Origin of the sequence: Phytohabitans sp. LJ34, from assembly GCF_052068095.1 — a bacterium.
Classification (GTDB): Bacteria; Actinomycetota; Actinomycetes; order Mycobacteriales; family Micromonosporaceae; genus Phytohabitans.
Genome location: NZ_JBQHDG010000007.1, coordinates 176,393 through 200,604 on the forward strand (window position 1 = coordinate 176,393; position 24,212 = coordinate 200,604).

Here is a 24,212-nt window from a genome sequence, read left to right on the forward strand (position 1 = left end):
TGCCTCAAAGACGATGGGTAACGTTTTCCAAAATGTTTCGCCTGACCCTAGGAGGTCATCGGTTGGACGTCAAGAGGTCGCCCTGACCACCAGGGAGGAAACCGATTACACTGCCCAGACAACGTTCCCTGCGCGACTGTGGGAGGAGGCCTGATGAAGAGGCCCTTGGCGCCGTCCCGGCGGGTCACCATCATCGACGTGGCGCAGCACGCGCAGGTCTCCACGACCGCGGTCTCCAAGGTGCTGCGCAACGCGTACGGGGTCAGCCCGGCCATGCAGGCCAAGGTGCGCCAGGCCATCGCCGAGCTCGGCTACCGGCCCAACGCGGCGGCCCGCGGCATGCGCGGCCAGACCTACACCATCGGCGTGATGCTGCCCAACATCATCAACCCGTTCTTCTCGCAGATCCTCGACGGCCTTACCGAGCACCTGGCCAGCACCGACTACCAGGTGCTGCTCGGGCCGGGCTGCAACGGCGAGGAGGCCGAAGCGAAGGTCACCCACGCCATGATCGACCGCAGCATGGACGGGCTGATCCTCATCGCACCGGTCTCGTCACGCGCCCACCTCGACTACGTCGCCGGCACCGTGCCGACCGTGATCGTCGGCCGGCATGGCCGCTCCCGCGCCTACGACACCGTGGCCGACGACGACTTCACCGGCGCCGCGCTCGTCGTCGACCACCTCGCCGACCTCGGCCACCGGCGGATCGGGCACATCGACCACGGCGAGACCGACCCCGACCGCATCGCCGAGATGCCCAACGCCATCCGCGCCGCCGGCTACCGGCACGCGATGCAGGCGCGCGGCCTGGCCGACCACATCGACATCGCCTCCACCACCTACACCCAGGAAGGCGGCTACCTTGGTGCCCAGCAGCTGCTGGCCCGTCCGGTGCGGCCGACGGCGATCTTCGCCGGGGCCGACATCGTCGCGATGGGTGCCCTCGACGCGATCGACGAGGCGGGGCTGCGCGTGCCGGAGGACATCTCGGTCGCCGGATACGACAACACGACCTTCGCGGCCTTCCGCCCCATCTCGCTGACCAGCGTCGACCAGGCCGGCTACCAGATCGGCGCCAACGCCGCCCGCCTGCTGCTCGACCGGATCGTCGACCGGACTCGGCCGGCCGCGCAGGTCAAGCTCTCCCCCACCCTCGTCCCCCGCCGCACGACCGCACCACCCGCCGCCTGACCAGCCCGAGCCCCGCCGCACGATCGGCCCGCCGCCGGCGCACGGTACCGGCCGGCGGCGGGCCCCTTCAGCGCGCGGTCACCTCGCACAGCGCGTTCTGGATCAGGGCGGTGGCGGCCATGGCCTGCCGCAGCGCGGGGCTGTCGTCGGGTGGTGGAGCGCCGAAGGCGAGCGCGGTGGACATCGAAGCGGCGATGCTGTGCCGGCCGTCGCCCGTGACGCCGTTGTCGGTGACGAACCCCTCCTGGCTGCCGTTGTGCGTCCAATAGGTGCCGCCACAGGGCAGCGGGATCTCGAAGATGCCCAACCCGTACCGGGCTCCGGGCCAGAGGGACGCGAGCTGCTCGTCGACCGGGCGGGTCTGTTTCATGAGGGCCAGCTCCGCCGGCTTGAGCAGCCGGCCGCCCAGCAGGGCTCGGAAGAACGTGTTGAGGTCGGCGGTGGTGGACAGCAGGCCGCCGGAGGCGTCCGCGTCCACGAGCAGGGTGACGTCCACCAGCGGGCCTCCCGGCTCGTACTGCTGGTAGCCGTTGGCGTGCGGCCGCGGCAGGTCGGGGCGGGTCCCCGGCCAGAACGTGTGCCGCAGCCCCAGCGGACCGATGACGCGCTTGCGGACCTGCCGGTGCCAGGGTTGACCGGTGACCTTCTCGATCACCATGCCGAGGAGCACGTACCCGGTGTTGGAGTACCCCCACGCGGTGCCCGGTGCGAAGTCGGGCCGGTGCGCCATCGCGGCCGCGACGATTTGCTCTGGCGTGTGGACGTCGAACCGGTGCTGGTAATAGTCCTCGGCCGACTCGAAGTATGGATAGTCGTCGTGGATGCCGCTGGTGTGCTGGAGCAGGTGCCGGATCGTCATCCGGCTGCCGTCGTTGCCGTTGCCGCGCACGAGGCCGGGCAGCCACCGCTCGACGCTGTCGTCGAGGGAGAGCCTGCGCTCGCCCACGAGCTGGAGGACCACGGTGGCCACGAACGTCTTCGTGGCGCTGCCGATCCGGAAGTAGCCGTCGGGTGACACGGGGCGGCCGGTGCCGGTGTCCGCGACACCGCCGGTCACCACGGCCGTCCGGCCGGGAGTGACCAGCCGGGCCTGGACCCCGGTCACGCCGAGCGCGGTGATGGCCCGCACATCGCGATCCAGCCGCTCCCGTACCGGGTCGGTCACCGGCCCCGCCGCGGCCGTGCTCGCGCCGGTCGTCGTCGCGAGGACGGCGGCGACCGCGAGGGCTGGCAAGAAGGTCTTCTTCATGCCTCGACGCTAGGTTCGCGGCCGGGGTCCACGCCCTAGCACTGTCCATACTCTTCGGGGTATGGCTATCTATACCCGCGGGTCATCCGCGTAGGTAGGCGATCACGGCCAGCACCCGGCGATGCTCGGGTCTGAACGAATCTGAACTCTTCGGTTCGGGTCCTGGCGCTCCGGCGGCGGTCTGCGGTATCGCTATCAATGGATGCCTTTGCGGCGTGCCCAAGGCCGCCTCCGTGACCAGACGTCGACTGGAGTTTTGATGACCGACCGCCGATCCGTCCGGCGTAGTGCGGGCACTATGCTGGCGTTCCTCGTCGTGGCGGTGGCGAGTGTGGCCGCCGCGCCGGCCAGGCAGGTGCCGGTGAGCCTGGCCGCGGACTCGGGCACGGTCTTCGTCACGATCGGCAACCGGGCCACCGGCAAGCTCGTCGACGGCATGGGCCGCACCAACGACGGTGCCAACGTCGGCCAGCAGGACGGCCCGGCCACCGCCAGCCAGCAGTGGCTGCTGGTGCCGGCCGGTGACTTCATCCGGCTCAAGAACAGGGCGACCGGCCTCTACATGGACGGCATGGGCCGCGCGACGAGCGGGGCGATCTGCGGGCAGTGGCGCGAGTCCAGCAGCGTCAACCAGCAGTGGAGCAGGGAAGCCGCCGGCGACCACGTGAAGCTGAGAAACCGCGCCTCCGGGCTCTACCTGGACGGCGGTGACGGCACCGACCTGCGGCAGAGCACCGGCGTCGACGGCCCCGAGCAGCAATGGTTGATCACCGAGCTCGGCACCACGATCGTCGTGGACGGCGACGACATCCGCGCCGGCAACGTCAACGGCCTCACGTTCAAGGGTTTCGGGCTCCTGAGCGCCAACAGCACCAGCGAGCTGCTGATGGACTACAAGGCGCAGAGCCCGAAGAAGTACGCGGAGCTGCTGCGCGTCCTGTTCGGCGGCGAACGGCCCGTCATCACCAACGTGAAGCTCGAAATGGGCAACGACCGCAACAACTCCACCGGGCCGGATCCGGCGACCATGCGACTGGAGACCGAGGCGCCGAACGTCAAGCGCAGCCAAGGCTTTCAGCTCGCGGCCGACGCCAAGAAGGTCAACCCACGGCTCAAGGTGAGCTTCCTGCGCTGGAACGCGCCCGCGTGGGCCGACACCAACGACAAGATCTACTCCTGGTAAAAGGCGACGATCCTGGCGGCGTACCGCACCTACGGCTTCATGATCGACTACGTCAACCCGGGGTTCAACGAGCGTGCCGCGGACTTCGCGTGGACCAAGCGATACGCCGACCTGGTCCGGACCGACGGTGAAGGGTTCGCCAGCGCCACCGAGCGCGCGCTGTACAACCGCATCGGTGTGGTGATCTCCGACGAGGTGTCGGTCGGAGGGTTCGGCGACGACATGGTGAGCGACGTCAGCCTGCGCGACGCGGTGGCCGTCGCCGCGTACCACTACAACCCGGACGACGACGGCGCCGGCAGCTTCAAGCGCCTGGCGCAGGAGTTCGACAAGGAGGTGTGGAACAGCGAGGCGCAGGCGACCTTCAGCAACTCGGCCTTCCGCCCCAACAACAACATGCGCCAACCCACGGTCGCCGGCACCGGCATCGGCGGCACCGGCAGCGCGCTGGAGATGGGAAACACCGTCATCAAGGGCTTCGTCAACTCGCGCCGCACCAACTTCGTGTACCAACCGGCGGTCGGCGCCTTCTACGAAGGTGGGCAGTACGCCTTCAAAGAGCTGCTCAGCGCGCGTGACCCGTGGTCCGGCTGGCTGCACTACGACGTGGCCATCGACGTGCTGCGGCACTTCAGCTGGTTCGCCAAGACCGGCTGGGAGGACGCGGGCAACACGGCGGGGATCTGGCGGGCCGTGCCGGAGGCGAGCTTCACCGGGGCCACCGGCACCAACCCGATCGTGGGGCGCAACGGCTCGCCCAGCTACCTGACGCTCGCCGCTCCCGACAAGCGGCACTTCTCCACGGTCTTCATGAACGACAGCGAGTACGCGCAGGCGTACCGGCTCCAGGCCGTCGACATGGCGTACACCCGCGCGCCCGCCGTGGAGGTGTGGGAGACCCGCGCGGCAGAGCCCGGCCAGGCCTTCAACGCCAACTACATGAAGTATCTCGGCAAGCTCTCCCCCGACGCGGACGGCGCCTACTCGGTGGCCGTGAAGCCCAACTCGGTCGTCACCGTGACCACTTTGGACAACCGCCGGAACCCCGAGTTTCGGGTCCCGCTGCCGGTCGAGGGCGAGCGCACCGTGCTCGACACGAAGGGGCCCCTGCTTTACGCCGATGACTTCGACTACACCGGTAAGCGCGTCCCGGTGATCGGCCGCGGCGGCCGCATCGTCGGCACCGAAGACTTCATCGCCTCGCGCGGCGGCTCCAAGAGCGCGATCCCGCTGTACGCCAGCGATCGCAACGGCGCGTTCGAGGCCTACCTGCCGGACGGCTCCCGCGACTACGTGCTGCGCCAGCAGCTCGACCAGTCCATCATGGGGCTCGGCGCCGCGTGGAACGGTGGCGACGCCCTGACGAGGATCGGCGACAGCCGCTGGCTCGACTACACGGCGAGCGTCGACGTGTCCTTCGAAAACAGCGGCACCGAAGGCAACTACGCCCTCATCGGCGTACGCGAACAGCACGGCGACGTCGGCGCGCCGTACAAGCTGAGGTTCACCTTCGACGGTGGCTGGCAGCTGCTCGTCAACAACAGCGCCGTGGCGAGCGGCAACGTGGTGTCCGGCGAGGGCGGCGTGACGATCCCCGGCTTCGACACCGCCCACGACGCGTGGCACAACATCGCGATGAAAGCCGCCGGCGACACGGTCACCGCGCTGCTGGACGGCGTGCCGCTCGCCTCCTACACCGACCCGGCGCCGAAGGCCTCCGGCCGGATCAACCTCGGCAGCGGCTACTACCACACGAGGTTCGACAACCTCCGGGTGGAGCCCGTCGCCGGCTTCCCCGCGTACTACGCGGAGTTCCTCGACAACCTGGAGATGAACGACCTGGCCGCCAGGCCCGCCACCAAGCTCGTCTACGGCGGCACGTGGGCCCACGAAAACGGCAAGGGCATGTACAACGTGCAGCGAAGCCTGTCCACCAGCCAGGGCGCGGGTTCGACACTGACCTACACGTTCACCGGCACGGGTCTGGACATCGTGGGGCCCAACAACGGCTCGGCCGTGCTGGAGGTCGCCGTCGACGGCACCGTCGTCGACGCCGCGGCCGGCACGATCGCCTCGCCGGAGTTCTACCAGACCTACACGCTGCGAGACCTCCGCCCCGGCAGGCACACCGTGCGGATCACGGTGCGCGACGGCACCCTCGTGGTGGATGCCGTCGGCATCGTGCCCGGCGGCCGGCGATGAGGAGTCACACGACGGCGACCGCGTCGATCTCGACGAGGACACCGGGGCCCAGCGCGGAGACGAACTGCACGGTGATGGCCGGCGGCGCGTCGGCCGGATCCCACGCCTCCTGGAAGGCGGCCAGACCCTCCTCGAAACCCTGACCCTCCACCGCGGCGATCCGCCAGTGCACGACGTTCGCCAGGGTGCCGCCCTCGCTCTCCAGGATGGTGGCGAGGTTGCGGAAGACCTGCCTGGACTGCTCCAGCAGCGTCGGACCGACGACCTTGCCGTCGGCGTCCACGCCGTTCTGCCCGCCGATGTAGATGGTCTTTGTCGGCTGCTCGACCACGACCGCCTGGCTGAAGGCCGGGCTGCGGTGGAGTCCTTCGGGGTTGATGTGCCTGACGCTCATGTCCTGCCCCTTCAGTGAGTAACCGGTTATAGCGGTGTCGCTACAACACCAGTTATACTGGTTTCATGCTGGCGAACGCAAGTGGGCGTGTGCTTCACGACCCCAAGGGCGGGTCGTTCCATTTCGACGCGGGCGCCGCCTGCCTCGACTTCGCGCACAGCGGCGGCGAAGGGCCGTACGCGAAGTTCGAGTCCCTCCACGAGCCCGCCGACCTGGCCGAGTGGCTGGCCCAGCCGCCGCTCGGCATCGTCGTGACGGTCCCCGTGACGGCCCGCGAGCTGACCGAGGCCAAGTCGCTGCGCCAGGCCATCTGGGAGGCGGCGCACGCCCAGGCGGACGGCCGCCCGCTCCCCGCCGCGGCGATCGCGACCATCAACAAGGCCGCCGCCGCCCCGCCGCTGGTCCCGACGCTGGCGGCCGGCGGCACGACCGCGGGTTGGGCGCCGCCGGTGCGGACGTCGCAGGTGATGTCCACGTTCGCGCGAGAGATGATCGAGCTGCTGTCCGGGCCGCTCTCCGGCCGCATCCGCGAGTGCGCCAGCGACACCTGCCCGCTGGTGTTCGTCGACTCGTCCCGCCCCGGCACGCGGCGCTGGTGCGCGATGGAGCGCTGCGGCAACAGGCACAAGCTCCGCGCCCTGCGCGCCCGCCAGGCACCGTGAAACGGATTTGAAGCCGGCGGGTGATGCACTGGTCCGCATGAACCTGAAGCGGGGGATGGCACACCTGGTCGGCTCCGCGGCGCTGGCCGCCGGGGCGCTGCTGCTCGCGCCGGCCACGGCCGCGCCGGCGGCGACCTACCCGGGCAGCTGCTACGTCTGGGACAACGAGGCCAACATGCCCGGCGCCTGCGACGACCAGTACACCACCTTCAGCCAGTCCGATGTGGACATCTGGGACGACCCGTTCCAGCCGACTACGGTGCTCGGCACCGGCGGCGACGGCCAGGTCTTCGCCACCATGGGCTTCGTCTCCGACGGTGTGGCCTGGTCGTGCGACAGCGGGGTGACCACCCGCTTCTGGTACTACGGCGACCACAAGGGACACGGCGTCGTCGGGTGGGTGCCCGACTGCTATCTCAACGGCCGACCGACCTGATTTCCCGGGTCCGCCGTGGGCACGGCCGTCGCTCCCGCCGGAGACCGGTCGGCCGTGGCCGGCCTCCCTGCCACCTCCGCGTCACACACCCGCGACGACGGTGAACAACGTGAGCGTCGCCAGGAACGGGCCGCTGACCGTACGGTGCGCCCAGTCCTCCGCGGCCCGCTGGCCCAGCACGCCCGCCTGGACCGCGCGGATCACGTTGCGCCGCAGGCCCAGCACCTGATCGGCGGTCCCGAAGTCACGAAACACCACCACGCTCGCGTCCACATCGAACACGGCGAGGCCGGCGGCGGCGGCGAGCCGCGGGAGCTGCCGGCCTACCACGGCGTTGCGCACCCGGCCGGCCATGAACCGGGAGACCGCGCGGCTCGTCTCCACATCGGAGTCATCGACCGCCAGCGTGTCCCAATCCAGCTCGGCCATCCCCGCCAACCCGCCGGGCCGCAACACACGCCGCAGCTCCGCGACCGCCCGAGCCGGATCCTCCACATGCTGGAGCACCCGGTCGGTGCGTACCCGGTCGGCGCAGGCGTCCGCGCACGGCAACGCGTGCACGTCGCCGCGACGTACCTCGACGTTGCGGTGGCCGGACGCCCGGCGGCGTGCGTGCTCGACCATCGCCGGATCGCGGTCGACCCCGACGACCGAGCCGGCCTCGCCGACCGCGCCCGACAGGCGGACGAGATCGGTGCCCGGACCGCAGCCGACGTCGAGCACGACCTGACCAGGCCGCACGTCGAGCGCCTCGAGAAACCGCCGCTTGTAGCCGCGCCCGGCCGCGGTGGCCGCCGCGGCGTCGAGGTACTCCACGTGGTCCGGCGCGGCCGGCACGGCGGTGAAATCCATCATCCCCGGATCCAACCACGCGCCCGCGGAGGCTCTGTGCGGGAAATGTGGTGAGGTCGTGTCCGTCCACAGCGGACTCCGTCCACAGCGGACAAAGAAAAAGGGCAAGGAGTCAAACTCTCCCTGCCACTCTTAACGTATACCGCACCGGGGGCCTTGTGGCAAGACCCGGGTCGTGGTGCAGAATCGCCGAACCGAAAGCCATGGGGGTTTCATGATTGACGTGATCATCGCCGGCGGCGGACCGACCGGCGTGATGCTCGCCGCCGAGCTGCGACTGCACGGCCTGCACGTGCTCGTGCTGGAGAAGGACACCGAGCCGACCAAGATCGGACGCTCGCTCGGCCTGCACGCGCGCAGCATCGAGGTGCTCGACCAGCGGGGCCTGCTGGAGCGCTTCCTGGCACTCGCCCAGCGGTATCCGATCCACGCGGCCTTCGCCGGCATCGTCAAGCCGCCGCCGGACGGGCTGGACACCGCGCACCCGTACCTGCTCGGCATCCCGCAGCCCGTCACCGACCGCCTGCTGACCGAGCACGCCATCGAGGTCGGCACGGAGATCCGGCGCGGTCACGAGCTCGTCGGGCTGAGCCAGGACGGCGACGGCGTGACCGTGGAGCTCGCCGACGGCACGCGGCTGCGCTCGCGCTACCTGGTCGGCTGCGACGGCGGTCGCAGCACCGTCCGCAAGCGGCTCGGCGTCGACTTCCCCGGCGAGCCCGCCAGGATCGAGTGGCTGCTGGGCGAGGTGGAGGTGACCACGCCGCTGGAGGAGCTGACGGCGGTGGTGGCCAAGGTCCGCGAGACAGATCTGGGGTTCGGCGTCGGGCCGGCCGGTAACGGGCTGTTCCGCGCCGTCGTCCGCGCCGAACGGGTGGCCGAGGACGGCGCCGCCCCGCCCACCCTCGATGAGCTGAGGCAGCGGATGCGAGCGGTCGCCGGCACCGACTTCGGCGTGCACTCGCCACGCTGGCTGTCCCGCTTCGGCGACGCCACCCGGCTGGCCGAGCGCTACCGCGTCGACCGGGTGCTGCTGGCCGGCGACGCGGCGCACATCCACCCGCCGCTCGGCGGGCAGGGCCTCAACCTCGGCATCCAGGACGCGTTCAACCTAGGCTGGAAACTGGCCGCCGCGGTCCGCGGCTGGGCGCCGGACGGGCTGCTGGACACCTACCAGGCAGAGCGGCACCCGGTGGCCGCCGACGTGCTCGACAACACCCGCGCGCAGGCCGAGCTGATGTCCCTGGAGCCGGGCCCCCAGGCCGCGCGCCGGCTTGTGTCGCAGCTGATGGACTTCCAGGACGTGACCCGCTACCTGGTCGAGAAGGTCTCCGCGATCGGCATCCGCTACGACTTCGGCGAGGGCCACGAGCTGCTCGGCCGCCGGCTGCGCGACGTGCGGTTGACGCGCGGCCGCCTCTACGAGCTGACCCGCGGCGGCCGCGGCCTGCTGCTGGACCAGACCGGCCGCCTGTCCATGGCGGGCTGGGCCGACCGGGTCGACCACGTGGTCGACACCAGCGAAGAGCTGGACGTGCCCGCGGTGCTGCTGCGCCCCGACGGTCACGTCGCCTGGGCCGGCGACGACCAGCGGGACCTGCTCACCCACCTACCCACCTGGTTCGGCAGCCCGGCCGGCTGAGCCGACGCTTCAGAGGCCCATGTCCTGGCGGAGGGCGGCGACCATCTTGACGTTACGGACGTACTCGTCGGCGGACGTGGCCTCGCTGGCCTGGTTGAGCCCGTGTGGCCAGAAGTGGGCGCCGTCCGCGTAGAGCACCGCCGAGGAGTTGCCGTCGAGCGTACGCAGCTGGTTGATCGCGTTGGTGCCGGTCCACCGTCCACCGGAGACGCGGGAGGCCCAGCCGCCGTAGGTGCCGACGCCGAGGGTGTGCGCGATCTCGTGCATGGCGGTGGCTTGCACCATTGTGGACTTCGCCCCGAAGCGGATGGTGCCGTTGTAGTTGCCGTCGGCCGTCGGCACGCTCGGCTCGTAGTAGATGGACAGCGACTTGCGGACGCTGAGGTAGCAGTTGTAGACCGTCAGGGCCAGGTTCATGGCCTCGGTGATCCGGTTGTACGAGTCGGTCTGGTCGGCGGTCGGCGACGAAGCCCGGTGGAGCGTGTAGGTGATGCCGCCGGAGCCGGGGCAGCCGGCGCCGCCGGCCGTGCTGTTCCACCGCTGGTTGGCACCGCCGTTGCAGGTCCACAGGATGATCGCCGTGCCGTTGCCGGTGCCGCCGCCGTTGGCGTCGAGGCAGAGCCCGGACAGGGCGCTGGTGATGGTGCCGTTGCTGTTGACGCTCCACTGCTGGTTGGTGCCGCCGGTGCAGTCCCAGATGACCACCTGGGTGCCGGCCGTGGTGCCGTTGTTGTACGCGTCGAGGCACTTGGTGCCCGCGTACGCGGCCAGCTGCCGGCCGGAGTTGTAGTTCCACTGCTGGTTGCTTCCGCCGTTGCAGTCGTAGAGCTTCACCTGCGTGCCGTTCGTCTTGCTCGCGCTGGGCACGTCGACACAGCGGCCGGACGGGACGCCGCGGACCGCGCCGACGGCCGCCGAGGCCGGGTCGGCGACGGCGACCGCGAGCAGGAAGCCGGCGAGCGCGGTGGCGGCCGCGGTGACCACGGCGACGGCAGGGCGGAGGTTTGGCATCCGTTGCTCCTCAGGGAGGTTAGCGTGAACCTACCCATCCATACATTTGGATGCAAGGGTCGCTGAGGCGCGGGTCAGTACGTGGCCCGGCCGCCGCTGATGTCGTACACGGCGCCGGTGGAGAAGCTGACCCGGTCCGAGGCGAGCCAGGCGATGAGCTCGGCGACCTCCTCGGGCCGGCCGAGCCGCTTCATCGGGATGAGGCCGGTGATGTGCGCCAGTGCGTCGGGCGCGGTGGCGGCGTTCATCGGCGTCTCGATCACCGCGGGCGCGATGGCGTTGGCGAGCACGCCACTGGTGGCGAGCTCCTTGCCCAGCGACTTGGTCAGGGCGATGACGGCGGCCTTGGACGCCGAGTAGGGCGACATGTTGGGGTTGCCGTCCTTGCCGGCCATGCTGGCGATGTTGACGACGCGGCCCCAGCCGCGCTCCCGCATGCCGGGCACGAACGCCTGGCAGGTGTTGAACGTTCCACGGACGTTGACCGCGAACGTCCGCTCCCAGCCGTCCAGCGGTATCTCCCACAGCGGCGCGTTCGGCCCGACGATGCCGGCGGAGTTGACGAGGATGTCGACCGGCCCGACCCGATCGGCGGCCGCGCGGACGGCATCGGCGTCGGTGACGTCGACCCGCAGGTCGGCTCCCTCGGCGATGTCGAGCGTGCGGACCGTGACGCCGTCCTGCGCCAGGCGGGCGGCGGCCGCCGCACCCAGACCGCTCATGCCACCGGTCACCACGGCGGTACGGGAAGCGCTCATCGGGGCCTCTTTCCAAATACCGGAATGGCTTTTGTTTTGGTGGAAATCAGCCTAGCATCGGGGCGTGACCGAGCCGCCGGACAGCAAGCTCGTCGGCGCCGACCGGGTCCTCGCCGTGCTCACCGAGCTCGCCCGGCACCCCGGCGGCGTCGGGCTGGATGACATGGCGCGGGCGATGGCCAGCCCGAAGCCGACCGTGCACCGCGCGCTCGCCGCGCTGCGCCGGGCCGGGTTCGCGGCACAGGACGGCTATGGGCGCTACGTGCTCGGCGACGAGTTCCTGCGGCTGGCGTTCGCCCACCACGAGGCGCGCCCCGACCACGTGCGGGTGTCGCCGATCCTCACCGCGCTGTGCGAGCGATACGGCGAGACGGTCCACTACGCCACGCTCGACCGCCGCCACGTGGTCTATCGCTCCAAGTTGGACCCGCCGGTCGGCGCTATCCGCCTCAGCTCGGTCATCGGCGGCCGCAACCCGGCCCACTGCACCGCCGTGGGCAAGATGCTGCTCGCCGCGGCGCTGCGGACCGAGCAGGAGGTGCGCGACTGGGCCGGCGAGCGGCCGCTGGAGGCGCCCACCGAGCGGTCCATCGCCTCGGTCGAGGCCCTGCACGCCGAGCTGGTCCGCACCCGCGAGCGCGGTTACGCCGTCGACGACCAGGAAAGCGAGCCGGGTGTCAACTGTGTCGCCGTGCTGGCCTACCTCACCTCGCCCACGGTGCCCAGCGGCGCGGTCAGCGTCAGCGCCCTGGCATACCGGACGCCGTTGCCAAAGCTCGTCGAGGACGTGGCCGCCATCCGCGCGGTCGTCGCCGGACAGATTCCCTGAGGTACGCCCTCACTGAGATACGGAGAGAAGCATCATGCGCCTCATGCGTGTCGGCGCCGCCGGCGCCGAAAAGCCGGCCGTGCGGGTCGACGATTCCTCCTATGTGGACGTCTCCGACCTCGCCGCCGACTTCGACGAGCGGTTCTTCGGCTCCGGCGGCATCGCCCGGCTGGCCGGCCCGGTCGCCGAGCGGATCGCCGCCGGCCAGGTGCGCCAGTTGGGCGACGAGCGGATCGGCGCGCCGATCGCCCGCCCGCACCAGATCCTCTGCATCGGTCTCAACTACAGCGACCACGCCGCCGAGACCGGCCAGGCCGTGCCTGCGGAGCCGATCCTGTTCACCAAGAGCCCCAACACGCTCGTCGGGCCGTACGACGACGTCCGCATCCCGCGCGGCGCCACGAAGACCGACTGGGAGGTCGAGCTCGGCATCGTGATCGGCACCCGCACCTCCTATCTGGACGATGTGGCGGACGCCGCGGCGGCCATCGCCGGCTACGTGCTCGTCAACGACGTGAGCGAGCGGGCGTTCCAGATGGAGCGCGGCGGGCAGTGGAGCAAGGGCAAGTCGGCCGAGACCTTCAACCCGGCCGGTCCGTGGCTGGTCACCCCCGACGAGATCCCCGACGTGCGCGAGCTGTCCATGTGGCTCGACGTCAACGGGGTGCGGCGGCAGACCGGCTCGACCAAGACCATGATCTTCGACCCGTACACGATCGTGCACCACCTGAGCCAGTTCATGGTCCTGGAGCCCGGCGACCTCGTCAACACCGGCACCCCGCCAGGCGTCGGGATGGGCCACAAGCCGCCCATCTGGCTACACCCGGGTGACGTCATCGAGCTGGGCATCGACCACCTCGGCGTCGCGCGGCAGCGCGTCGTGGCCCCCCGATAGCCGTGCGCGCGCTGGTCCTGACCGGGCCACACCGGGCGGAGGTGCGGGAGGTCCCGGACCCGGTCGCCGCCGCCGACCAGGTGGTCGTCGACGTGGAACGGGTCGGCATCTGCGGCACCGACGTCGAGCTGTTCACCGGCGAGATGAGCTACCTGCACAACGGCGCGTCCTCGTACCCGTTGCGGCCCGGCCACGAGTGGTGCGGCACCGTCACCGCGGTCGGCCCGGGTGTGGAGCCCGGCTGGCTCGGCCGCCGCGTCACCGGCGACACGATGATCGGATGCGGGCGCTGCGACCGCTGCCGCCGCGGCCGCCACCACGTCTGCGCCGACCGTCACGAGCTGGGCATCCGCGACGGCCTGCCGGGCGCCCTCGCCGAGCGGCTCGCGGTGCCGGCCAGGTCCCTGCACGCCCTTCCGGACACAGTGGACGCCGCCTTGGGCGCGCTCGTCGAGCCGGGCGGCAACGCGCTGCGCAGCGTGCGCGCCGCCGACCTCGCGGCCGGCGAGCGGTTGCTGGTGCTCGGCACCGGCACGATCGGCCTGCTCACCGCGATGTTCGCGCGCGCCCGCGGTGTCGAGACGCACCTGATGGGCCGCGACGACGTCCAGCTGGAGCTGGCCCGCGGCCTCGGGCTCGACAACGCCTGGACCCGCGACAGCCTGCCGCGGCTGTCCTGGGACGGGATCGTCGACGCGTCCACCGCCCCGGCGCTGCCCGCGCTCGCCGTGGAGCTGGTCGAGCCGGGCCGCCGAGTCGTCTACATCGGACTCTCCAGCACACCGAGCACAGTGGACAGCCGCGACCTCGTCTTCAAGGACGTCACCGCCGTCGGCATCCTCGGCGCCTCCGCCGGCCTGGCCGGTGCCATCGACGCGTACGCGAGCGGCGCCGTCGACCCGCGGCCCCTGGTCGCCGCCACGGTGGGCCTCGCCGGCGCCGCCGAGGTCCTGGCCGGGCGCCGCCCCGGCGGGCCCGGCCCGAAGGTCCACGTCGACCCCCGCCGGTAACGGGTCAGGTCCAGAGCCGGCGTGAGGCGATCTGGGCGCCGCGCACCAGCGACTCCAGCTTGGCCCACGCGATCTGCGGGTGTACCCGGCCGCCCAGGCCGCAGTCGGTGGAGGCGATGACGTTTTCCCGGCCGACGGCCTCCGCGAACCGGCCGATCCGATCGGCGACCAGCTCGGGGTGCTCGACGAGGTTTGTCGCGTGGCTCACCACCCCCGGCATGACGACCTTGCCATCCGGCAGCTTGACGTCGTGCCACACCCGCCACTCGTGCTCGTGGCGTACGTTGCCGGCCTCGAAGAGATATCCGCCCGCGTTGACCCGCAGCATCACCTCGACGATGTCGCGCATCGGGATGTCGGTCGTGTGCGGCCCGTGCCAGCTCCCCCAGCACAGGTGAAAGCGGATCCGCTCAGCCGGCAGCCCCCGGATCGCGTGGTTGAGCGCCTCGACGCGGACCATCGTGAACCGCTGGTAGTCCTCGACGCTGGGTTCCGGGTTGACCTGGTCCCAGTTTTCCGCGATGCACGGGTCGTCGAGCTGGAGGATCAGGCCGGCGTCGACGATGGCCTGGTACTCCTCCCGCATCACGTCGGCGGCGGCCCACAGAAACTCCTCGTCGGTGCCGTAGTACTCGTTGTCGAAGCGGGCGCAGCTGCCCGGCGCCACCGCGTTGAGGAAGCCCTCCGTGGCGCCGGTCGCCGCCATCGCCGCCTTGACGTTCGCGATGTCGCGCGCCACCGCCTCCTGGCCGGTGTACGTCAGCGGCCGCCGGCACACCGGAAACGCCTCGATCCGCGGGCCGAGCGTGATCCCGGACGTCGGATCCTGGTACGCCTCGGCGAAGCGGACCCAGTCGCGGCGGTCACCCCAGCTCGTCAGCACCACCCGGCCCGGCTCGGACAGCCGCGGCGGCGCGGCGAACGGGTCGACGGGCGCCAACTCCACCCCACCGAGCCGCTCGAACACGTAGGTCCACCAGGCCCCGTAGTTGACCGAGGAGGTCATCGCGTGCCCGCACTCGCCGTCGTTCGGCACGTCGATCCCCAGGTCGACCTGGCGGCGCACCACGTCGCCGACCGCGTCCCGCAACCGCGCTGGGAACGCCTCGGCGTCCGCCGCCTCCCCGGTCAGCCGGACCCGGTTGGCCTCGATCAGCTCGGCCGGGCGCGGCAGGCTGCCGGCGTGGGTGGTCAGGATCCGGCTAGCGCTTCGCTCCATCGATCCGCCTCCATCCGTTTCCGCCGAGGCTACCGCCTACCCCGCTCGGGCCAAGCCTCTAGAGACCTTTCGGTCCAAGGTCGCCGCCCGTCGTGGCACTACGTCGAGGCATATTTGCCCACGCCCGCGTCACCTGCGGACCGCATGCGCGGGCACCGCTCCCGGCCAGCCGCTCGCAGCACTCGCCGAACCCCCCGCCCGTCCCCTGCCAGATCCACGGGCCAAGCCCTCCTCGCGACAGGTTTCCCTTGATCGAGCTAACGAGGGGGGGTGACGCTGGCGATCGTGGTACACAACTGCCCCTGGAGGGGCAGTAAACGTCCACGATCCGTTCACCGGCCGCCAAGATCGCCGCCGATCAAGGCATTGTGGACAGAAGCCGAAACCCGGCCGCGCACCGCCAGACAAACCCCGTAGGAGTCTTCGCGGCCCCACCTCCGCCATCCTGACGCAGCGTCACGAGCCAAAGGGGGAGATTCGAGATTTAGGAGACCTAGGGTTGCTCGACTTTCGGAGTCGCTTCTCTGCTCGTTTCGGGTTTGTTTGTGGTTGCGGTTAGTTCGGCGCCTCCGGCGGGGCCTCGGGCTCCGGCCGGGCCGCCTCCGGCTTGGTTCGGTCTGTCGGTGGGTGGTTGCGGCGGGAGCCGTGCGGGTGGACGGCGGCATACGGCACGGCTCGGGCGCTGGCTGCGGCTTGGGGATGGCTGGCCGTGGTGGAGGGCATGATCGCCGGCCCACCTTCCCAATGTTTGGGGATGTGGCTCAGCATGTGGGGCGGCGTCATGATCGTTCGCCCGAAATGGGCGTGACACGCCGAAGAGCACGCCCTTATCGGGCTAACGATCATGCGATGCACCCGCCGCGGTCCCGCGTCTCCCGCGTGACGGCACCATCGGGTCAGGATCTGAAGGTGTGGTGATCGTTAGCCCGGAACCTGTGTGACACGCGGGCGAGAACGCTGGTTTCGGGCTAACGATCACCACGCGCGGTGGACGCCGGAGCTTGCGGAGCATTGTTGGCCGGGCCTCAAGCCCGGCCAAACCGCGAGCGCCCTAATTCTCCTAGATCTCGAATCTCGTGCCGCGCACACCTCCGGCGGTTACCCGGCGGCGAAGCCCCTGTTGTTTCCCAGATCGCCGGTCCCGTGAACAAACACCGCCTGGCGCGAGCGCGATTAGTGGAAGCATCCTTCCGGTTAGCTGTCGTGGGCCGCCCGTGCGGCCCACGACGGACGCGTCACTGTCTCGCCGGCACCGACGATGGCGATCGTAGGCATGGGAACGTCCTTCAGTCGACGGTGACGGCGAACTTGCCGACCGCGCCGGCGCCGAAGTCGGCGAGGGCCTGCGGCACCTCGCCCAGTGCGTACGTGCGGGTCACCGGCACCCGCAGCCGGCCGGAAGCGGCGTCCGCGGCCAGGCGGTCCAACGTGGACCGGTCGGGGCTGGCCATGACGGCTGTCGCCGTGGCGTCGGCGCGGCCGAGCGTGTCCGGGCCGAAGCCGAGCGTCGAGGCGATCCGGCCTCCCGGCGCCAGCAGGTCGGCCAGCCGCGCGCCGTCGCCCGCGAGATGCAGGGCGGCGGACACCCCGCCGGGCGCGATGGCGCGCACCTGACCGGGCAGGTCGCCGGTGTAGTCCACGACGTGGGCCGCGCCCAGCTCCCGCACCAGGGCGGCTTCCGCACCGGGCTTGGCGGTCGCGATGACCCGGACGCCGCGCGCGGCGGCGAGCTGGATCGCGAACGCGCCAACTCCCCCGCTGGCGCCGCCGACCAGCAGCGTCTCCCCGTCGGCGGGAGCGACCGCGTCGACCGCGTTGAGCGCCGCCGTGCCGGCCAGGCCCAGGGCGCCGGCGGCCGCGTGGGACAGCGTGGCGGGGATGTGCGCCAGCCCGTAGCCCTCGCCCACGACGACGTACTCACCCAGGCCGCCGTCGCCCAGGAACGGTTTCATCACCACGCCGAAGACCTCGTCGCCGGCCGCGAACGAGGTCACCTGGTCGCCGACGGCCTCCACCGTGCCGGCGAAGTCCTTGCCGAGCACGACCGGAAACCGGTGCTCCATCATGCCTTTGAGCATCCCGGCGGCGGTCGCCGCGTCGAACCCGTTGAGCGAGGAGGCTCGCACCCGCACCAGCACCTCCCCCGCGTCCGGCTTGGGCTGGGGCAGGTCGGTCACCGTGGCGCCGGCTCCGAAGTCCTTGATGACGATGGCACGCATGCTGGTACTCCTTCTCGATAGCGAGTCGTACCCAACGTAGCGCGCTAACTGGAGGATCTATTCCAGATACCGTCGCTAGGATGTGACCATGACCGCGAAACCTGGCGCCGGGCGACGCCGGCCCGGCCTGCGCGCCGACGCCGAGCGCAACAGGCAGCTCCTGCTGTCGGCCGCCCGCGAGGTCTTCGCCGAACGCGGCCTGAACGTGCCCATCGAAGACATCGCCCGGCACGCCGGTGTCGGTGTCGCCACCCTCTACCGCCGCTTCCCCACCCGCGCCGACCTCGTCGCCGGTGCCTTCGAGGCCAAGATGGCCGGGTACGCGGATGCCGCCGACCACGCCCTCGCGGAGCCGGACCCGTGGCTCGGGTTCTGCGGCTTCATCGAGCGGATCTGCGCAATGCAGGCCGACGACCGCGGCTTCGCCAACGTCCTGACCATGACGTTTCCCACCGTGAAGCCGTTCGAGGCCGAGCGCGACCGGGCGTACCACGCGCTGGTCGAGCTGATCGGCCGGGCGAAGGCGGCCGGCCGGCTACGCGACGACTTCAGCCCCGAAGACGTGGTGATGCTGCTCATGGCCAACGCGGGCGTCGTCGCCGCGACCGGCGACGCCGCGCCGGAAGCCTGGCGGCGCTTCGCCGCCTACATGATCCAGGCGTTCAGCGCGGCCAACGCCGCACCGCTGCCGCCCCCGCCGACACCCACCGCGATGTACCGGGCGCTGATGCGCCTGCGCCACGCGCCAGTCCCCTGAGCCGGGGCCTCAGGGGACGAGTGCGACCTTTCCGCCCGGGTGTCCGGTGCGCACGAGTTCGAGGGCGGCGCGCGCCTCGTCGAGCGGGAAGGTCCGGGCGATCGGCACGACGAGCCGGCCGTCGGCGGCCATGGCGAGGACTCGGGCCCGGGCGGCGTCGCGAAACGCCGCGCTGGCCGGCAGGGCGCCGGCGATCGCGGTGATGCCGGCGGCCCGGTTACGGTCGGTGCCGACGATCGTCACGGCGCGGCTCACGTCGACGAGCAGCTCACGCGTGGCGTCCAGCGCCTCGTCGGTGCCCACCGTGTCGATGGCCGCGGCGACACCGTGCGGCGCGATCGCCCGCATCCGCTCGACGAGCCCCGGCCCGTACCCGACCGGCTCGGCGCCGAAGCCGCGCAGCAGCGCGAAGTTGTGCTCGCTCGCGGTGCCGACGACCCTCGCACCGACAAGCCGCGCCTGCTGCACCACGCTGACGCCCACCGCGCCGGACGCGCCGTGCACCAGCACGGTCTCGCCCGCCGCCACCTTCGTGACGTGCAGCGCCTCGGCGGCGGTGGTGCCGGCCAGCAGCAGGTTGGCGGCGGCCGGAAAGTCGAGCGCGTCGGGCTTGGCGAAGACGTCCCGCGCCGGCACGGTCACCTGCGACGCGTAGCCGCCACTGATCCGGAACGCCACCACCGCGTCGCCCACCAGACCACCACCGGACGCGATCGTCGTGTCCGGCCCGATCGCGCTGATCACACCGGCGACCTCGTAGCCGACGCCGAGCGGCAACGACCGGTCCGACCCCCGCGCGGCGGCCAGGTGCTTGTAGTCGGCCGGGTTGACCCCGGCGGCCCGCACGTCGATCGTCACCTCACCCGCGGCGGGCGACCGGACCTCGGTCTCGACCAACGTGAGCACTTCCGGCCCACCGAACTCGGGCGCGATCCACCGCACTGCCATCCTGTATTCCTACCCCGCTAGGCCGGCCAACGGACGCGGTTGCCGGAGGGACTTCGGAGTGGGGGTCACCGCGTCTTCGACAATTTCCAAGCGGATTTTCCCCGGTCCGCGTCACCTGCGGACCGCTGCTCCCGCCGGAGACCGCTCCGGTCGGCGGCGAGCTGGCGCTCGCCGAAAGCCCCGACCTCCGCTGCCAGGCCCGCGAGACAAGCCCCACGGCAACCCGATCCGGGAAAGCAACAGGGGTTTCGTCGCCGCGGGCAACCGTCGCGACGGTGTGCGCGGCGCGAGATTCGAGATCTAGGAGAGTTAGGGCGCTATTTCAACCCTCAGTCTCCTAGATCTCGAAGTCCCGGTCCCTGGGCTGGTGACGCTGCGTCAGGATGGCGGAGGTAGGTCCCGCGAAGACCCTCTCGGGGCTTGCACCGCGGAGCTGGCAGCGCGGGTCGGGGATCTCGGCGAGCGCCAGCTCGCCGCCGACCCGCGCGGTCTCCGGCGGGAGCAGCGGTCCGCAGCTGACACGGACCCGGGCAATCCAGCTCCAGGCACCACACCACGACGGGTCTCTAGGCAGCCGGTTCCCAGACGGCGTTGTCGTGGGCGAAGACGACCCGTGCCGGGTCGAGGCGCTGGAGCCGGTCGATCCAGGCGGGGGCCGCCGGCAGGGGCGCGTCGTGGTGGTCTCGGGTGGCGCGCCGGGCCAGTGCGTCCGCGCCGTACCCGGCGGCGGTGTCGTGGCTCTGCCCGGCCACGACCACGGTGCCGTCCCGGCGGCGCACGACCAGTGATTGGTGGCCGGCCGTATGGCCGGGCGTCGGCACCACGAGCACGCCGGGCAGGATCTCCACCTCACCGTCGAGCACCTCGTAGCGGAGGCCCGGCGGATCGATCAGCTCGGGCAGCGTGTAGTCCGGCGTGTGCCGGGCGGCGTCTAGCTCGGCGCGCTGGGTGAAGACCGGACGGCCAGCCAGAGCGGGGTTGCCGCCGCAGTGGTCGAAGTGCAGGTGGCAGTTGACCACGAACCGGATGTCGTCGACGCCGGTGCCCGCGGCGGCGAGCGCGGACGCCAGGGCGACGCGGCGCGGGCGGTAGTGCGCGTCGACCTCCGGGTGGCTACCCATCCCGGTGTCGACGAGCAGCAGCCCGTCCGGATGCGCGACGAGGTAGCCCAGGCAGGGCTCCACCCTCGGCTCGCCGGTGCCGGTCTCGGTGGCCGGCCGCACGAAGTAGCCGAAGTCCACCCGCCGCACCGCGAGGTCTGCCATCACCTCAGCCCTTCGAGGCCGTCGAGGAACGCGGCGGTGACCGCGTGGATGTCCGGCCGGTCGAGTGGGAGCGCGTGGCCGCCGTGGGTGACCAGGGCGTGGACCGGATGCCCGGCCCGCAGCAGAGCCGACGCCAGCGCGACGGTCTGGCTGGCCGGCACGGCGGCGTCCTGGGCACCGTGGACGAGCAGCACGGGCACCCGGCCGTTGACGTGGGTCGACGGGGTGGCGTCCAATGTCGACGGATCGGCGGCCGCCGGCTCGTGGCCGAGCAGGTCGCGCCACGGGTTGTCGCCGTGGCGGGTGGTGCGCAGCAGCTGGAGCCAGTCGTCGGCGAGCGGGTCGAGCGGTGGCCAGAAGGCCAGCACCCCGTCGACGTCGCCCGGCTCGGCGACCCCGCGCAACCCGAGCTGCAAGGCCAGGTGGCCGCCGGCCGAGTCGCCGGCCACGAGGAACGGCACGCCCGCGGCCCGCGCCTGGGTGAGTGGCTCGCGCGCCGCCGCCCGTACGTCGGCGAGCTGCGCGGGCCAGGTCGCCTCGTGGCTGAGCCGGTAGCGGCCCGGCACCACCGTCAGGCCGTGCCCGGCCAGCGCCGTGCCGTCTTCGTCGGACCATCCGCGCCAGCCGCCGCCCGGCAGCCACAGCGCCACACCTCGTTTCGCCACCGGCCCAGCATGACCCGTGCGGCCGGCCGCCGCCCGCATACTCTGCTGACGGCGTAACGGGAAGCGTGCATGATCTCGTCATGGGTGACACGCGCTTGGACCTGGTTCGGATCCGTGCCGCTCGGCAGGTGATCGACCCGCTCTTCCTCGACACACCGCTCTACACGTGCGGGCCGCTCGGGCGCACGCTGGGTTGCACGGTCAGCGTGAAGCTGGAGACGGCCAACCCGGTCCGCAGTTTCAAGGCCCGGGGCACCGAGCTGGTGACGAGCCTGCTGGCCGAGCGCGGCGCGACCGGGGTCGTGTGCGCCAGTGCCGGAAACCTCGGACAGGCGCTCGCCTGGTCGGCCGGCCGTCGCGGGATCCGCGCCACCGTCGTGGCCTCCCGCCGGGCACCCACCGCGAAGCTCGACGGAATCCGCGCGCTCTGCGCCGAGCTGGAGCTCGTCGACGGCGACATCGAGGACGCGCGCGAACGGGCCGCGGCGATCGCGCGCCAGCGCGAGATCCGGCTCGTGGAAGACAGCCTGGACATCGAAACGTGCGAGGGCGCCGCGACGATCGGCCTCGAGCTGGCCGCCGGCCCGCCGTTCGACGCGGTGCTGATCGCCCTGGGCGGCGGCGCGATGGCCACCGGCGTCGGTCACGTCCTCAAGGCTCTGCGGCCCGGGGCCGAGGTCGTCTGCGTGCAGCCCGCGGGCGCGCCGGCGATGACCCGCTCCTGGCACGCGCGCCAGGTCGTCACCACCGAGTCGATCGACACGATCGCGGACGGCGTGGCCGGGCGCCACCCCATCCCCGAGGTCCTCGACGACCTGCTCGCGGTGGCGGACGACGCCGTCCTGGTCGAGGAACGGTCGATCCTCGCGGGCATGCGACACCTGCTCGACCTGGCCGGGCTTGTCGTCGAGCCCTCGGCCGCGCTCGGCGTCGCCGCCGTCCTGGAAGACCCCGCGCGGTTCGCCGGCCGCCACGTGGTCACCGTCATCTGCGGCAGCAACGTCGACCCGCTTCCCTACCGCGGCTGGATCCGCCCGTAGCGCTCAGGCCACCAGCAGCCCGACGCCCCACGTCGCGGCGATCGCGAGCGCGGCGGCCAACTCGATCAGCATCGAGAGGCCGGCGGCCTTGAGCGCGTGCACAGTGGACGGCCAGGCCTGCCGGTGGTCGCCCAGCCGCGCCCGCTCGGCCAGCCAGACGCCCAGGATGAAACCCAGGACCAGACCCACGATGGGTATCACGAAGAAGCCGACCAGGCCGAGCGCCCCGCCCACCAGCAGCGTGCTGTTGGGCACGCCGGAGCGTTTGAGGTTGCGGCCCGGCCACAGGTACTTGACGACGGTGCCGGCCACCGCGAACACGGTGACGACGGCCAGGACCAGCCATTTTACCCAGCCGCCGTCGCCGAAGACCGCCCACGCCAGCACGCCGAGCCAGCACAGCAGCAGCCCGGGCAGGATCGGCACCACAACGCCCACGATGCCGGCGGCGATGGCCAGCCCGCACAGCACCGTCACCGTCGTGTTGTCGACCGTGAGCTCCACGCCATCCATCCTGCGCCATGAAGGCCGGCCGCGCTATCGACGACCGCCCTTACTGAGCGGCGGCTCACTGATGGGCCGCGTCGAGCCCGAAGCTGCGGACGGCCGTCACCGTCTGAAGTAGATAGTCGGCGACGAGGTACCCGATGGTGGCGCGGCGCGTGCCCATAACGCGGGCAAGGACGCGGTTTTGGGCTGACGATCACCGCACGCGGTAGCCACTGGGGCTATGCCAGCGGTCCGAAGAACGTCCGCAGGTCCGCCGCCAACTGGGTGGGGTCAACGACCGGCGGCGCTGGTACCTGGTGGCCTGGGACGTGGCCCGGGACGACTGGCGCACCTTCCGCGCCGACCGGATCGCGCTGCGGACGCCCAACGGGCCGCGCTTCACGCCCCGCGCGCTGCCGCCCGACCGGGAGATCGCGGCGCGGCTGGCCCGCGGGATCGGCGAGGCGACGTGGCGATACCGGGCCCGCGTCATCGTGCACGCGCCCGCGGCACACGTACGCGACCGGCTGCCGATCCCGGTCGACGTCGAGCCGCTCGGCGACGACCGTTGCGCCTTCGAGCCCGGCTCGGACCACCCTCGGATGCTCGCGCTCTACCTGGGCATGCTGGACGCGGACTTCGAGGTCGTGGACTCGCCGGAGCTGGTGGACGCGCTACGCGAGCTCGCGGAGCGCTACCAGCGGGCGGGCATCAGCGAAACCAGGCCTGCTTCTCCACAAGCGCCAGCTCCAGGCAGCGCGCCTGCCGCGCGTCCAGCTCCGGACCCTCCCCCGGAGGAAACCAGGCCACCTCGACCGACTCGTCGTCGTTGACCCGGGCCTCTCCCCCGACGGCACGGCACCGGAACGCCATGTCGAGCCACCACACCTGGTCGCCGTTGGGCAACACCGCGAGGTCCAACGCCTCCACGCCGAGCAGCCGCTCGACCGCCACCTCGACCGCGGTCTCCTCCAGCACCTCCCGGACCGCGCCGTCGGCCGGCTGTTCGCCCGGATCGAGGCAGCCGGTCACCAGCGCCCACCGGTGGTCGTCCGCCCGCCGCACGTGCAGTACCCGCCCGGCCTCGTCGAAAACCACGGCCGTCACGGCCGGCAGCGTCAGGGGTGCGTGGCCGACGCGAGCGCGCAGCTCGACGATGAAGTCCGGAATCGCCATGCCACCGACCCTAGAGGCCGGAATTGTGTGGGCGCGGCGGCGGCCGCGCGGTAGCCTCCGAAAGGCCGTGACATCGGCATCGTGCGAGGAGGTGAGACCCATGAGCGTTGTATCGAG

At 71.5% G+C, this 24,212-nt stretch carries 21 protein-coding genes and 2 pseudogenes; 11 read left to right on the forward strand and 12 right to left on the reverse strand.

What is annotated here, in order from left to right:
- Nucleotides 1-153 precede the first annotated feature (153 nt).
- Nucleotides 154-1,194, forward strand: a complete 1,041-nt coding sequence (locus ACTMTJ_RS14945; RefSeq protein ID WP_441216989.1) for a LacI family DNA-binding transcriptional regulator — start codon at nucleotides 154-156, stop codon at nucleotides 1,192-1,194.
- A 67-nt stretch (nucleotides 1,195-1,261) separates the two neighbouring features.
- Here the strand turns inward: ACTMTJ_RS14945 and ACTMTJ_RS14950 are convergent, their stop codons facing one another.
- A complete protein-coding gene (locus ACTMTJ_RS14950; RefSeq protein WP_441216990.1) occupies nucleotides 1,262-2,443 on the reverse strand; it encodes a serine hydrolase domain-containing protein in 1,182 nt (393 codons plus the stop codon).
- A 298-nt stretch (nucleotides 2,444-2,741) separates the two neighbouring features.
- Between ACTMTJ_RS14950 and ACTMTJ_RS14955 the strand changes: the two are divergent.
- Nucleotides 2,742-5,828: pseudogene (locus ACTMTJ_RS14955) on the forward strand (RICIN domain-containing protein).
- Nucleotides 5,829-5,832: 4 nt separating this feature from the next.
- Here ACTMTJ_RS14955 and ACTMTJ_RS14960 read toward each other — a convergent pair.
- Nucleotides 5,833-6,222, reverse strand: a complete 390-nt coding sequence (locus tag ACTMTJ_RS14960) for a RidA family protein (protein WP_441216991.1) — start codon at nucleotides 6,220-6,222, stop codon at nucleotides 5,833-5,835.
- 65 nt (nucleotides 6,223-6,287) lie between these two features.
- On the opposite strand from ACTMTJ_RS14960, the gene ACTMTJ_RS14965 reads away from it, so the two are divergent.
- Together ACTMTJ_RS14965 and ACTMTJ_RS14970 are read left to right on the forward strand one after the other, a co-directional pair.
- Nucleotides 6,288-6,884 carry a CGNR zinc finger domain-containing protein gene (locus ACTMTJ_RS14965; RefSeq protein ID WP_441216992.1) on the forward strand — a complete coding sequence of 199 codons (597 nt, stop codon included), beginning with the start codon at nucleotides 6,288-6,290 and terminating at the stop codon, nucleotides 6,882-6,884.
- Between the two features lie 37 nt (nucleotides 6,885-6,921).
- A complete protein-coding gene (locus ACTMTJ_RS14970; RefSeq protein ID WP_441216993.1) occupies nucleotides 6,922-7,320 on the forward strand; it encodes a hypothetical protein in 399 nt (132 codons plus the stop codon).
- An 81-nt stretch (nucleotides 7,321-7,401) separates the two neighbouring features.
- On the opposite strand, the gene ACTMTJ_RS14975 is transcribed toward ACTMTJ_RS14970, so the two are convergent.
- Nucleotides 7,402-8,175 carry a methyltransferase domain-containing protein gene (locus ACTMTJ_RS14975; RefSeq protein WP_441216994.1) on the reverse strand — a complete coding sequence of 258 codons (774 nt, stop codon included), beginning with the start codon at nucleotides 8,173-8,175 and terminating at the stop codon, nucleotides 7,402-7,404.
- Nucleotides 8,176-8,386: 211 nt separating this feature from the next.
- Between ACTMTJ_RS14975 and rox the strand changes: the two genes are divergently transcribed.
- Nucleotides 8,387-9,814, forward strand: a complete 1,428-nt coding sequence (gene rox, locus ACTMTJ_RS14980) for a rifampin monooxygenase (RefSeq protein ID WP_441216995.1) — start codon at nucleotides 8,387-8,389, stop codon at nucleotides 9,812-9,814.
- 9 nt (nucleotides 9,815-9,823) lie between these two features.
- Here rox and ACTMTJ_RS14985 read toward each other — a convergent pair whose 3' ends face one another.
- Together ACTMTJ_RS14985 and ACTMTJ_RS14990 are read right to left on the reverse strand one after the other, a co-directional pair.
- Entirely contained in the window at nucleotides 9,824-10,825 is a 1,002-nt protein-coding gene (locus ACTMTJ_RS14985) for an RICIN domain-containing protein (RefSeq protein ID WP_441216996.1), read from the reverse strand.
- Nucleotides 10,826-10,899: 74 nt separating this feature from the next.
- The gene (locus tag ACTMTJ_RS14990; protein WP_441216997.1) at nucleotides 10,900-11,583 is read right to left on the reverse strand and encodes an SDR family NAD(P)-dependent oxidoreductase; all 684 of its coding nucleotides are present in this window, start codon (nucleotides 11,581-11,583) and stop codon (nucleotides 10,900-10,902) included.
- 64 nt (nucleotides 11,584-11,647) lie between these two features.
- Between ACTMTJ_RS14990 and ACTMTJ_RS14995 the strand changes: the two genes are divergently transcribed.
- The 3 genes from ACTMTJ_RS14995 to ACTMTJ_RS15005 are packed head-to-tail and all read left to right on the forward strand — an operon-like array spanning nucleotide 11,648 to nucleotide 14,317.
- Nucleotides 11,648-12,412 (forward strand): IclR family transcriptional regulator, encoded by a 765-nt coding sequence (locus ACTMTJ_RS14995; RefSeq protein WP_441216998.1) that lies wholly within the window; start codon nucleotides 11,648-11,650, stop codon nucleotides 12,410-12,412.
- Between the two features lie 43 nt (nucleotides 12,413-12,455).
- On the forward strand, nucleotides 12,456-13,307 hold the full coding sequence (locus ACTMTJ_RS15000) for a fumarylacetoacetate hydrolase family protein (RefSeq protein ID WP_441216999.1): 852 nt from the start codon (nucleotides 12,456-12,458) through the stop codon (nucleotides 13,305-13,307).
- A 2-nt stretch (nucleotides 13,308-13,309) separates the two neighbouring features.
- A complete protein-coding gene (locus ACTMTJ_RS15005) occupies nucleotides 13,310-14,317 on the forward strand; it encodes a zinc-dependent alcohol dehydrogenase (protein ID WP_441217000.1) in 1,008 nt (335 codons plus the stop codon).
- A gap of 4 nt (nucleotides 14,318-14,321) precedes the next feature.
- Here the strand turns inward: ACTMTJ_RS15005 and ACTMTJ_RS15010 are convergent, their stop codons facing one another.
- Together ACTMTJ_RS15010 and ACTMTJ_RS15015 are read right to left on the reverse strand one after the other, a co-directional pair.
- Nucleotides 14,322-15,536 (reverse strand): cobalamin-independent methionine synthase II family protein, encoded by a 1,215-nt coding sequence (locus tag ACTMTJ_RS15010; RefSeq protein ID WP_441217001.1) that lies wholly within the window; start codon nucleotides 15,534-15,536, stop codon nucleotides 14,322-14,324.
- 1,286 nt (nucleotides 15,537-16,822) lie between these two features.
- Nucleotides 16,823-17,755 (reverse strand): NADP-dependent oxidoreductase, encoded by a 933-nt coding sequence (locus ACTMTJ_RS15015; RefSeq protein ID WP_441217002.1) that lies wholly within the window; start codon nucleotides 17,753-17,755, stop codon nucleotides 16,823-16,825.
- Nucleotides 17,756-17,843: 88 nt separating this feature from the next.
- On the opposite strand from ACTMTJ_RS15015, the gene ACTMTJ_RS15020 reads away from it, so the two are divergent.
- On the forward strand, nucleotides 17,844-18,512 hold the full coding sequence (locus ACTMTJ_RS15020) for a TetR/AcrR family transcriptional regulator (RefSeq protein ID WP_441217003.1): 669 nt from the start codon (nucleotides 17,844-17,846) through the stop codon (nucleotides 18,510-18,512).
- A 9-nt stretch (nucleotides 18,513-18,521) separates the two neighbouring features.
- Here ACTMTJ_RS15020 and ACTMTJ_RS15025 read toward each other — a convergent pair whose 3' ends face one another.
- From ACTMTJ_RS15025 to ACTMTJ_RS15035, 3 genes are all read right to left on the reverse strand, one after another.
- Nucleotides 18,522-19,460: an NADP-dependent oxidoreductase gene (locus ACTMTJ_RS15025; RefSeq protein ID WP_441217004.1), complete on the reverse strand. Its 939-nt coding sequence runs from the start codon at nucleotides 19,458-19,460 to the stop codon at nucleotides 18,522-18,524.
- A gap of 566 nt (nucleotides 19,461-20,026) precedes the next feature.
- A complete protein-coding gene (locus ACTMTJ_RS15030; protein ID WP_441217005.1) occupies nucleotides 20,027-20,725 on the reverse strand; it encodes an N-acyl homoserine lactonase family protein in 699 nt (232 codons plus the stop codon).
- Nucleotides 20,725-21,390: an alpha/beta hydrolase gene (locus tag ACTMTJ_RS15035; RefSeq protein ID WP_441217006.1), complete on the reverse strand. Its 666-nt coding sequence runs from the start codon at nucleotides 21,388-21,390 to the stop codon at nucleotides 20,725-20,727. The genes ACTMTJ_RS15030 and ACTMTJ_RS15035 overlap by 1 nt, the downstream gene beginning before the upstream one ends.
- A gap of 80 nt (nucleotides 21,391-21,470) precedes the next feature.
- Between ACTMTJ_RS15035 and ACTMTJ_RS15040 the strand changes: the two genes are divergently transcribed.
- Nucleotides 21,471-22,430, forward strand: coding sequence for a threonine ammonia-lyase (locus tag ACTMTJ_RS15040; protein WP_441217007.1), 960 nt, complete (start codon nucleotides 21,471-21,473; stop codon nucleotides 22,428-22,430).
- Between the two features lie 3 nt (nucleotides 22,431-22,433).
- Here ACTMTJ_RS15040 and ACTMTJ_RS15045 read toward each other — a convergent pair whose 3' ends face one another.
- Nucleotides 22,434-22,934: a DUF456 domain-containing protein gene (locus ACTMTJ_RS15045; RefSeq protein ID WP_441217008.1), complete on the reverse strand. Its 501-nt coding sequence runs from the start codon at nucleotides 22,932-22,934 to the stop codon at nucleotides 22,434-22,436.
- Nucleotides 22,935-23,200: 266 nt separating this feature from the next.
- Between ACTMTJ_RS15045 and ACTMTJ_RS15050 the strand changes: the two are divergent.
- Nucleotides 23,201-23,602: pseudogene (locus tag ACTMTJ_RS15050) on the forward strand (helix-turn-helix transcriptional regulator); the annotation flags it as partial.
- 28 nt (nucleotides 23,603-23,630) lie between these two features.
- Here ACTMTJ_RS15050 and ACTMTJ_RS15055 read toward each other — a convergent pair.
- A complete protein-coding gene (locus tag ACTMTJ_RS15055; protein ID WP_441217009.1) occupies nucleotides 23,631-24,095 on the reverse strand; it encodes an NUDIX hydrolase in 465 nt (154 codons plus the stop codon).
- Nucleotides 24,096-24,212 lie beyond the last annotated feature (117 nt).

What these genes read in the sequence shown, in the direction of transcription:
- ACTMTJ_RS15025 (WP_441217004.1), bottom strand. Translation starts at nt 19,460, where the DNA reads ATGGCAGTGCGGTGGATCGCGCCCGAGTTCGGTGGGCCGGAAGTGCTC.
- rox (WP_441216995.1), top strand. Translation starts at nt 8,387, where the DNA reads ATGATTGACGTGATCATCGCCGGCGGCGGACCGACCGGCGTGATGCTC.
- ACTMTJ_RS15015 (WP_441217002.1), bottom strand. Translation starts at nt 17,755, where the DNA reads ATGCGTGCCATCGTCATCAAGGACTTCGGAGCCGGCGCCACGGTGACC.
- ACTMTJ_RS15020 (WP_441217003.1), top strand. Translation starts at nt 17,844, where the DNA reads ATGACCGCGAAACCTGGCGCCGGGCGACGCCGGCCCGGCCTGCGCGCC.
- ACTMTJ_RS15055 (WP_441217009.1), bottom strand. Translation starts at nt 24,095, where the DNA reads ATGGCGATTCCGGACTTCATCGTCGAGCTGCGCGCTCGCGTCGGCCAC.
- ACTMTJ_RS14970 (WP_441216993.1), top strand. Translation starts at nt 6,922, where the DNA reads ATGAACCTGAAGCGGGGGATGGCACACCTGGTCGGCTCCGCGGCGCTG.
- ACTMTJ_RS15040 (WP_441217007.1), top strand. Translation starts at nt 21,471, where the DNA reads ATGGGTGACACGCGCTTGGACCTGGTTCGGATCCGTGCCGCTCGGCAG.
- ACTMTJ_RS15030 (WP_441217005.1), bottom strand. Translation starts at nt 20,725, where the DNA reads ATGGCAGACCTCGCGGTGCGGCGGGTGGACTTCGGCTACTTCGTGCGG.
- ACTMTJ_RS14960 (WP_441216991.1), bottom strand. Translation starts at nt 6,222, where the DNA reads ATGAGCGTCAGGCACATCAACCCCGAAGGACTCCACCGCAGCCCGGCC.
- ACTMTJ_RS14975 (WP_441216994.1), bottom strand. Translation starts at nt 8,175, where the DNA reads ATGATGGATTTCACCGCCGTGCCGGCCGCGCCGGACCACGTGGAGTAC.
- ACTMTJ_RS14945 (WP_441216989.1), top strand. Translation starts at nt 154, where the DNA reads ATGAAGAGGCCCTTGGCGCCGTCCCGGCGGGTCACCATCATCGACGTG.
- ACTMTJ_RS14950 (WP_441216990.1), bottom strand. Translation starts at nt 2,443, where the DNA reads ATGAAGAAGACCTTCTTGCCAGCCCTCGCGGTCGCCGCCGTCCTCGCG.
- ACTMTJ_RS14985 (WP_441216996.1), bottom strand. Translation starts at nt 10,825, where the DNA reads ATGCCAAACCTCCGCCCTGCCGTCGCCGTGGTCACCGCGGCCGCCACC.
- ACTMTJ_RS15000 (WP_441216999.1), top strand. Translation starts at nt 12,456, where the DNA reads ATGCGTGTCGGCGCCGCCGGCGCCGAAAAGCCGGCCGTGCGGGTCGAC.
- ACTMTJ_RS15010 (WP_441217001.1), bottom strand. Translation starts at nt 15,536, where the DNA reads ATGGAGCGAAGCGCTAGCCGGATCCTGACCACCCACGCCGGCAGCCTG.
- ACTMTJ_RS14965 (WP_441216992.1), top strand. Translation starts at nt 6,288, where the DNA reads ATGCTGGCGAACGCAAGTGGGCGTGTGCTTCACGACCCCAAGGGCGGG.
- ACTMTJ_RS14990 (WP_441216997.1), bottom strand. Translation starts at nt 11,583, where the DNA reads ATGAGCGCTTCCCGTACCGCCGTGGTGACCGGTGGCATGAGCGGTCTG.